Below are 559 nucleotides of genomic sequence, written 5' to 3'. Positions count from 1 at the left end.
GCCAGGCGCCGGCCGAGCACCGCGCGACGCGGGCCGGGCACGGCGGCGGGCGGTCCGGCGACGGCGGCGCGGAGGGTACGGGGCACAGAGCGGGCGGAAGCGTACATCGTCGGCGACGCTACCGTCCCCGGAACGCCGCGACGAGGGCCGATCGGTCGGAAAACCCGGCGTGTCGCGTGTGCCGGGCCCACGTCAGCCCGCCCGCCGGTCGGACCAGGGCACCACGGTCCCGGCGCCGCCCGAGCGGACGGCGGCGTGCACGGCCCGGGCCAGCGGTGCGCCCCAGGCCGACCGGGGACCGCCGTACGGGGCCGGCTCGCCGTCGGCCGGGCAGAGCACTGTCACCGCGTCGGTGGGGGTGCCGGTGGCGGGCAGCCCGAGTTCCCAGATCGCCTGTGCCTTCGCCTCGGTGGCGGTGGCCACGGCGTTGACCAGGGCGGCGTCGCCGAGCCGCACCGGGACGTACACGACGATGTTGACGGTGCCGACGTGCTGCGCGGGCCGGGCCGGCTCGCTCGCGGCCGACGGCGCCGGCCCGGGTGCGGCGGCGGGGTGGGGC

At 80.0% G+C, this 559-nt stretch carries 1 protein-coding gene; it reads right to left on the bottom strand.

The annotated features are described in order from the left end of the window. Positions 1–192: 192 nt before the first annotated feature. Positions 193–559 (bottom strand): adenosylcobinamide amidohydrolase (locus AC2CHG_RS31715; protein ID WP_484526240.1); only part of this gene is annotated, 367 nt, incomplete at its 5' end.

Source organism: Micromonospora sp. ATLC20 (genome assembly GCF_057196585.1).
Note: the sequence above shows the minus strand (reverse complement) of the source record. Positions and strands in the feature narration are given on the sequence as shown.